Consider the following 8,456-nt stretch of genomic DNA (forward strand, 5'->3'; position numbering starts at 1 on the left):
CGCTGTACTGCATACGAATCCATCACGACAGAAAATTACGGTGATAAACGTGTACCGTCCTTGCCGCTCCGGTAGAGAGGACCGGAGCGACTGGAGGGTGAGCGGGGAAGCGTTCTTATGAATGCATTACTTGATGAGGATTGATTCGTTCAGCGGCCGGTCCAGATGGGAGCGAGCCACGCGATCGGTTTAGCGGGATCGGCTCCTGGAGCGTCGCCCCCACCCGCATTCCACACCCGGACGAAGAAGTATCTGCTGGTAGAGTCTGTGATGGTCGGAGCCCATTCCACGGTATAGTCCGGTGTGTCCGGGGTGTAGGTCTGTACTACTTCGCCGTGGTCTTTCACGATGTCGATTCTGGTGATCTTGTCCTTAGGCTGATCTGTATCCGGATCGCTGACATGAATCTGAAATTTGAAGGTGTCCGACCGCTTTAGCGTTGAGCCCATGATGGCGTCGTTCACGCTGTAACGGCACTGAATGTTCTTATCGAGCGAAGCATAGGTGCGGCGGTTCTTCATCGCGTCGAGCAGCGCAAGCTTCGTTCGGCTGGTGGCAAGGAGAAAGGTGCGTGAGGTCTGACGCGAGATGCCGGAGGTTCCATGATTATCGTTGCCGCTTACCGGCGAGACCTTCCAGCCCTTATCGAGAGCATTGATGAATCCCTCATAGTGAATATGGCTGTTGGAGTTGATGACTTCAAGCATCGTGATAATGTCAGTGATCTGAGGATCGCGATAGTCCCAGTTGTTGTACTGCTTTGGTCCAGGGTGATTGAAGCTGGCAACAACAGGGCCTGAACCATTGGGCTTCGCTGTCTTGAGCCATTTGTAGAAGTAGGGAAGATCAACACCGGGATCAAGCGCATTCAGATAGGAATCGCTGTTGAATACATTCAGGTGGCCGACACCATTCGGACCATCGTTCTCGGAGTGTTCGTATCCCGTGAGTGCTACGAATTCAGGAGTGGTTGCTTCAGCCGCCTGGCGCTTCGTATTGACCCATGTGGGGTTGGTGCGGCTGGCCGGCTGCAGGCTGGCTTCCTGGGAGTGATCCGTGACGGCGTAGAAGTCGTAGCCATTCTCCTTCGCCAGTGCGAAGTGCTCGGACGGTGGACCCTGATATTTCTTCCAGTCCGGTCTCAGGTCGTCATAGGGTCCTGGATACTGGCTGGAACCCATGATGATCATGGCCGGGCAGTTGCCTCGGGCCTCGCCTCCCTCCGCTGTCCAACTATGCACCTCCGGTGAATTGCGGTCAGGTGCATAAACGGGAACGCCCTTGCAGTCGCTCTTGGGATACTGGTCGCCGTGGGACCAGGTATAGCTGGTGTGCGCATGCGTGTTGCCCGCGTAGATGTGATATTCAGACATAGGGGTAGCGGCATGCGGTTTAGATCTTGCCGTAGCATGAGGCTGTGCGTTGATCTGAGCATGAGCAACTCCCGAGAGGGGGAGTGCCAAGCTTGCCGCAGCAGCGGCAACGATACGAACGATTGAAGCAGAACGATAAGACATCGGATCTTCCTCTTGAGTGACCTGGCTGATAATTTCGAGGTTGAAAGGGGAGGGAGAACCCCTCTCCCCTACTGAGGTTTAGAACTCATACTTCAATGCGAACTGCACTACCCTCGGGCTGCCGGCGCCGGTAATCTGGCCGAACTTCGCATTGCCGACTGTTCCGTTGGGGCCACTGAGGTTCACGTTGTTGAAGACGTTGAAGAGTTCACCACGGAATAACAGATCACTCTTCGCGTAAAGTGCGAACCGCTTGAAGGCCGAGATATCCGTGTTGACGGTGCCGGGGCCAACCAGTGGGTTACGCGGCGAGTTGCCATATGGCGTGCCTGCTGAGGGAACCGTGAACGCCGCTGTATTGAAGTACTCCGCGATCTTCTGGGCCCGGCTGCGGCCGTTTCCAAGTCGTGGATTGCCGGTCAGGTTGGGCCGATCCGTGCTGATCCCGTCCAGATTCGTATCCACATTCGAAGTTACGTTGAAAGGGCCGCCAGTAGAAAGCGTCGTAATGCCGTTGATCTGCCATCCATTGACCAGCTCTTTGCCGAGGAGCCCCCACCGATGAATCTCCGGGAGGCTATAGAGATAGGAGGCGACGAATCGCTGCGGCGTGTCCAGGGAGGACAAGCCACGGTCGCAGGAGATGCAGTTCTGATTCGCCAGAGTGTACGCCGTAGTGCTGGTGGGATCGCTTGAAGCGTTATCGATCTCCTTCTCCCATACATAGCTGGCGTTGATCGATAGGCTATGAGCGAAGCGGCGCGTGATGGTTGCCTGCAGAGAGTTGAACGATGAGTTGCTGGAAGGGTCGATGAGACTGATCGCAGCGTAAGGTTGAATGGGACGGCGTGCATTGAGGCCGGCGGTGGTCGTAGCTGCACCTGGAGCATACACCGGAGCATTCTGATCGCGAACCAGATAGAAGTGACGTCCGGCGCTGCCGACGTAGGCAATGCGTGTGCTCCAGTTGTTTCCATACTGCTGTTCGACCGTAAGGTTGTATTGCTGCAGATAGGGAATTGCGCTCGTACTGGCAGGCATGCCGGCTATCGTCGCGCCTGCAACAAAGGTGGGATGCTGAGGATTGACTGTGTAGGGAAATGGGTCGGCAGCCGGTGCATAGGGCGTGCTCAGGTTAGGCGTCTTATTGACTGTAATGGAGAGTGCGAAGGGTTGCTGTTCAAGATTTCCGACCAGCGTCTCCTGGCTGGCTGAGTAGAAGATGCCGTAAGCGCCGCGCAGGGAAGTCTTACCCGTGCCGAAGACGTCATAGGCAAAACCGATACGTGGTGCAAACTTTGTATAAGACGTTTGCAGGATGCCGTCAGGAACACCAGGATCGCCGGATACGAGCACTCCAAGGGGAGCCGTCGGGAAACGCGTGGATCTCACCCCCTGCTGAAAGGTGGTGAAGTTATCTTGTCCGGCGAAGGGATAGTACACTTCCCAGCGGACTCCCAGGTTCAACGTCAGTCGGGGTGCGATGTGCCAGTCATCCTGGGCAAAGAGCGAGGGGTCGGGAGCGTGAAGCCGATGGTAGCTGCCGTTATTCTGCTGGAAGGTATTGGCGTGGCCCTCAAGAAAATCGGCGAGCGCATTGCCCGTCGTGCTTCCGCTGAAAGCGAGCTTCGCGGACCCAAGGAATTCGGCTGTCTCCGAATACCGGTCCAGAATGAAGGAGCCTCCAAGCTTCAGTGCATGATTGCCTTTGGTGTAGTTGTATGTGTCCAGAATGCCGTATGCGCTCTGTGATTGATTGTCCTGGCCGCTTCCGCCGGTGCCCATCGTCCAATAACCTGTGATGGCAATCATTGGCTGGCCGCTGATAGGTGCGCCTTCTCCTACGGAGCTGCCGAAATCTGCCCAGGTGTTACCTTGAACGGCATTGCCTAGAATCGTTTTGTTCAATGTATAGAAGACGCGAGCGCTGTTGACAGCGTTTGGCGAAACAATCCAGGTATCGCCAAGTACATAGTTTGACTGGCCGGCATAAGTTGTGTTGCCACCATAGTCAAGTATCTGATTGCCGCCACCGGTAAGGCCATAGCCTGAGCCTTGCGAGTTGAAGTAGGTGAACTGCAACTTGTGTGCGGGGTTCAATTCATAGTCGATTCGGGCCGTTCCCTGATCAGCTTTGGTCGGGCTGCCAAGTATCTGTTGCGCTGGAGCTCCGGGAGTGGAGGATGTGGCTGGCGCACCTACTGGAACCAGAGCCAGCATCTTCTGGGCGACTGGATCCAAGGCCGTGGGGCAGATGACGTAGGCTTTACCGCAGGTAGTCAGGTTGGTCAGCGAGGCCTTGACCTTCGCGGAATCGCCAGAGAAGTCTCCCATGCGCTCCGCCTGGGTCGCTGTCACCAATGAGGAAGACGTAATGACAGTGGGCGAGCCAATGCGCGTTCCCTGATACGTTATGTAAAAGAAGGCTTTGTTCCTAAGAATCGGGCCTCCCACGCCACCGCCGAAGACGTTGTAGACGAGGTGGGTTACTCCGCCGGTGACGAAGTAATTGCGTGCATTAAGAATGGTGTTGCGCAGGTAATCATAGGCAACACCGTGAAACTGATTCGCACCGGAACGGGTAATGACGTTGACGACTCCGCCTGGATAACGGCCAAACTCAGCATCAAAGTTGGTAGTGAGCAGCCGGAACTCCTGCAATGCATCAGGATTAGGAATAATATTACCGCCGCCGCGGAAGAACTCGTTGTCGTAGGAGCCATCCAGATAGTAGGAATTGAAATTGGGGCGAAGGCCGTTCACGCTGAACTGCGTGCCACCGTTATCTCCAATCTGGGCGCTGGCCGTATAGTTAGTGACTCCGGCGACGGTCTGTACTAGGTCGTACGCGCTCCGGCCAACAAGAGGGAGATCCTGGATGCGACGCTGGTCGATGGTCTCGCCAAGCTGTGATTCGCGCGTGTCGATCAGTGTGGTCCCGGCCTCGACGACGACCTGAGTATCCACAGAACCAGCATGCAATGTGAAGCTGGCATTAATATTCTGGTTAGCGGAGAGCCGGAGATCATTCTGCGTCATGCTTTGGAAGCCGGGGACCTCCGTAAAGATCTTATAGTTGCCTGGATCAAGCACAGGAAAGACAAAAGCACCGGAAGCATTGCTTTTGGCCGAGAGCGATTGGCCGGTATCGATATTTGTGACCGTGACGTTGGCTTGCGGAATGATGGCCCCGGTGATATCCGAGATGGTGCCATAGATCGAACCTGTAACGGTCTGGCTGGACGCAGGCCGTGCGACCATTAAGATAAGGGCAAAGAGGACGGCAAGGACTGCAAATCGATTTCGCGGCAGGCTTTCGTGTTTCATGGAATCTCTCCTCCAGTTATCAGGGTGAAACTGTTGTAGTACCTACGTGACGATCTTGAAGCTCTGGATCGATTCTGTTTTTAATTCAGGCAGTGTCGGTGACTTGTATCGCATAACTTACTGTTTGCCACTTACGTGAAATCTGATTGCAGATCTTGGCTTGACGGGGAAACATTCAACCAAAGCTTCTATTTCGAACCATGCTTCTTGCGTCGACATGGCCAGCTCAGATCTGCCGGAGTTGGAGGCACGGAAAGGCTATTCACATGGTGTTAATGCTGTGTGGAATAAGATTTTGTATATCGAGATCGATAGCAGTAGGTTGGCAGGAAAGCAGAGTATATGTCCTAAAAGCCTGCTCAAAATTGCGTTTTAGAATCAAAAAAGGCCGAGTTAAGGCGTCTCAACACGAATGTAACAATCATGATTTTCAAATTTGATCGCTACACTCTAAACGTTGATACACGGACTCTACGGTGTCGTGATGACATCGTTACCCTGACACCTAAAGTCTTCCAGACTTTGCTTGTCCTGGTTGAAAACCACACCCGCGTCATGAGCAAGGATGAGTTGTTTGAGCATATTTGGCCGCACCAAACCGTAGAGGAAGCCAACCTAACTCAAAACATCTCGATTCTGCGGAAGGCCCTTGAAGAAACTACCTATGGAAAAAGATATATTGCTACCTTTCATGGGCACGGCTATCGATTCGTCGAGCCAGTTTCGGTGGATGGCGGTCATCCTCTGCTTGCCGCAACGGATATCGTTTCCGTAGAGGATACTTCCACCGATGTAAAGACGGAGAGAGCATCCGCCTCGAATTTCGAGATTCCAAATCCACCTGGCGCTAGACAAAATTACGAGGAGGACCGAAAGAGAAATAGTTCAGTTGTCGTATTGCTTGTTTGTATTGCTCTTAGTGTTCTTTTGCTCATCCTCTTGATTAAAATGAGGCGGAAAAATCTTCCTGCAGTAGCAAGTCAACCTGCGGAAGTCACAACATTGACCAGGATGGAGGGAGCGCAGTACGAACCTTCCTGGTCCGCAGACGGAACTAAGCTCGCTTTTATCAGCGCCGATTCGAACAATAGCCGCTTCTCTATCTATATCCAGTCGTCTGATGAGCTGCGACCGCAGCAGATTGTTTCTGGCACTGGAGAATATAGTAGTCCCGCCTGGTCGCCGGATGGCAAGTCGCTGGCGTTCATCCATCTGCAGGATGACCTGGCAGAAATTCTTGTGGTCTCCATTGCTGATGCAAAACAGAGAAGCTTAACGACCCTATTTCCTCATCGCTATGGACTGAATTATCGCCACCTCGATTGGTCCCCCGACGGAGGCTTTCTGGTCGTGGATGATAAGAACAATGAGATTGATCCTCTGAGTCTTTATCTGGTCCGCGTTGCCGATGGGAAGAAGCTCCGTCTAACGTACCCCACGATGGATATTATCGGCGATGTCTCACCGCGATTCTCTCCAGATGGAACTCATGTCGCATTCATCAGAGTCAAGTATCAATTTGAAAATGACGTCTTCGTATTATCCGTAGGCGGTGGTGAGGCGCGCAAGCTGACAGAGCAATCGCATTCGCTGGGAGACGTGGATTGGGCGACGAATGACAGCGTCATATTTAGTGGAAGACTAGATCGAGAATTCAAATTTTGGAGACAGGATCTAAACGCTACAGAACCTTATGCCGTCCTTGCTTCATCTGTTGGCACAGACATGCCGTCACAGTTCTCTATCTCACGACGCGCGAAGCAGATTGCCTTTTCAGCACATAGCTCCGATCTCAATATCTGGTCTGTTCCTCTCGCAAAAAAACCGCCCTTGTCGGCAGATTGGGGACCTGTGATCAGAACACCGGGACAGGATTTCGAGCCGTCCTTCTCTCCCGATGGTGAAAAGATTGCCTTTCGTTCGGACACCTCCGGGCGTGTCCAACTCTGGGTCAGCAAAAAAGATGGTACTGGCGCCGCGAAGATCGATACGGGGAAGTTGATTCCTTCCGTTTATTGCTGGGAACGCAACAGCCAAGCTCTCATCTTTTCATCGATTTCAGCTCCTGGACTTTTTGAGGTCTCTTTGTCGCAAGAACACGGTCTTCGTCACCTTACCGATATTCCATTGAGTCATCCCTCCTGTCCGGTTGAAGGGAAATTTGTATTTGCAAGCCATAGCAATTTTGTTTATCGGATTTCTATTGCCGATGGGGCTGTGCTGAAGATCACAGATCAGGGGGGAACGCCAGCAATTCAATCCACAGATGGCCGGTCTCTCTACTTTGCCCAAGGGCGAATGGACCCGACACTCTCTCGTCTTGATCCGTCGACTGAACACCAGAACATTGTTGTTTCGTCTTTAATGCCGGGTTATTCTGACTCTTGGATTCTTACGTCTAAAGGGTTGATTTTTATCAAAATGATCTCGGGAAGACCGGTCATTTGTTTTCATGACCTCGCTTCAGGCAAAGAGACAGTGGTCGCTGAATTCAATGGAAACCTACCACCTGTAGGTTTGTCTGGATTCTCGCTTTCTCCAGACGAGCGACAATTGTTAGTCGTTCTTGCGGATCCTGTATCGGCAAATATTCAGGCAACGGATCTTCGAATGCATTGAAACGGTGAAAGCTCGCAGGGCCATCTTCATTTCTACTTCAGTCTTCCAAACGAGGTGGGACAGCCTTATCACATCTTCCCGCTGCAATATTGTGCCTCCGAACCCGAGAGAGGAATTGCTATTCCTACTGGCAAAGGCTGGCTCCGTGACGCTGTCTGAGCTTCTTGAGACCAGTGAAGCAGAGGGTTCTCCCGAGCGAAATGTCTCAGTTGCATGTGTCGCATCCATGGCCTTCGAGGACGACCACTCACTGGAATCTGCGATCAACTTCGTTGAAGCCAGGGGCGCTGTGCAAGTCCTTGACGCTCTGCTTGGGGAGTTCCAGCAAGAAATGGACCGACTAGCTGGATCTCTTGTGAGACTCCTGCGCGCTGCATTTTCCGAGGTGCGAGCACGCGTCGTCCGTTCGCTGGCTCAACGCTGGGTTCCGTTACCGGAAGGGCTGAAACTAGCAGAAAAAGCAATCAGCGATGCTGATCCTGCTGTACGTTCAGCAGCAGTGGAAACGCTAAGAGAACTCCACCGCGCTGAGCAATAGGCACGAGACACTTCCACCGACGGTTCGACGCGCGAGACATAGAACCCACAACCCAGCACTATAATTACACCGTCGATCGCCCGTCCGCAAAAGACTTTGAGGGTCTGATGACCGGCCGACCGCTCACACGCCGCTGATGCCAAGAATGTATTAGGAACGGCAAGTCGTCTTCTTGGAAGTTTCTCATGGACGATCCCGATGTATGCCCTAACGGGCTCATTTCTCAGTATTGATTTCATGTTCCAATGACGCCAAGCCAGCCAGGATCGCTCCAAATGTTGGAGGTTCCCGGTAGAACATTTCGCGCATGGCACGGTAGTCCCTTTCGAGTGCTGGGAGTTGGCTATCAGGAGGACTCAACCGGAATGAGCCGGGGACAGCCAAGTCGTAACGCGCCCAGGAAGAGTAGTAGAACCGCTCCTTGAATTTGACAACCGATCTCAGCAACGTTAGGT

General features: G+C 53.0%; 4 protein-coding genes and 1 pseudogene. 2 read left to right on the forward strand and 3 right to left on the reverse strand.

Translation table 11 applies throughout. The annotated features are described in order from the left end of the window. Positions 1–149: 149 nt before the first annotated feature. Both HDF15_RS24160 and HDF15_RS24165 read right to left on the reverse strand, forming a co-directional pair. Entirely contained in the window at positions 150–1,517 is a 1,368-nt protein-coding gene (locus HDF15_RS24160) for a CehA/McbA family metallohydrolase (protein WP_184260582.1), read from the reverse strand. 78 nt (positions 1,518–1,595) lie between these two features. After that, on the reverse strand, positions 1,596–4,844 hold the full coding sequence (locus tag HDF15_RS24165; protein WP_184260585.1) for a TonB-dependent receptor: 3,249 nt from the start codon (positions 4,842–4,844) through the stop codon (positions 1,596–1,598). A 423-nt stretch (positions 4,845–5,267) separates the two neighbouring features. On the opposite strand from HDF15_RS24165, the gene HDF15_RS24170 reads away from it, so the two are divergent. Beyond that, positions 5,268–7,463: a winged helix-turn-helix domain-containing protein gene (locus tag HDF15_RS24170; protein WP_184260588.1), complete on the forward strand. Its 2,196-nt coding sequence runs from the start codon at positions 5,268–5,270 to the stop codon at positions 7,461–7,463. Between the two features lie 226 nt (positions 7,464–7,689). Continuing rightward, positions 7,690–8,001, forward strand: coding sequence for a HEAT repeat domain-containing protein (locus tag HDF15_RS24175; protein ID WP_184260592.1), 312 nt, complete (start codon positions 7,690–7,692; stop codon positions 7,999–8,001). Between the two features lie 216 nt (positions 8,002–8,217). Here the strand turns inward: HDF15_RS24175 and HDF15_RS25615 are convergent. After that, a pseudogene (locus HDF15_RS25615) lies at positions 8,218–8,456 on the reverse strand (nucleotidyl transferase AbiEii/AbiGii toxin family protein); the annotation flags it as partial.

The organism is Granulicella mallensis, assembly GCF_014203225.1.
GTDB lineage: Bacteria > Acidobacteriota > Terriglobia > Terriglobales > Acidobacteriaceae > Granulicella > Granulicella mallensis_A.

Bases quoted from the DNA above. Each gene is read 5' to 3' on its own strand.
- HDF15_RS24170 (WP_184260588.1), top strand. From the start codon at position 5,268: ATGATTTTCAAATTTGATCGCTACACTCTAAACGTTGATACACGGACT.
- HDF15_RS24165 (WP_184260585.1), bottom strand. From the start codon at position 4,844: ATGAAACACGAAAGCCTGCCGCGAAATCGATTTGCAGTCCTTGCCGTC.
- HDF15_RS24160 (WP_184260582.1), bottom strand. From the start codon at position 1,517: ATGTCTTATCGTTCTGCTTCAATCGTTCGTATCGTTGCCGCTGCTGCG.
- HDF15_RS24175 (WP_184260592.1), top strand. From the start codon at position 7,690: ATGGCCTTCGAGGACGACCACTCACTGGAATCTGCGATCAACTTCGTT.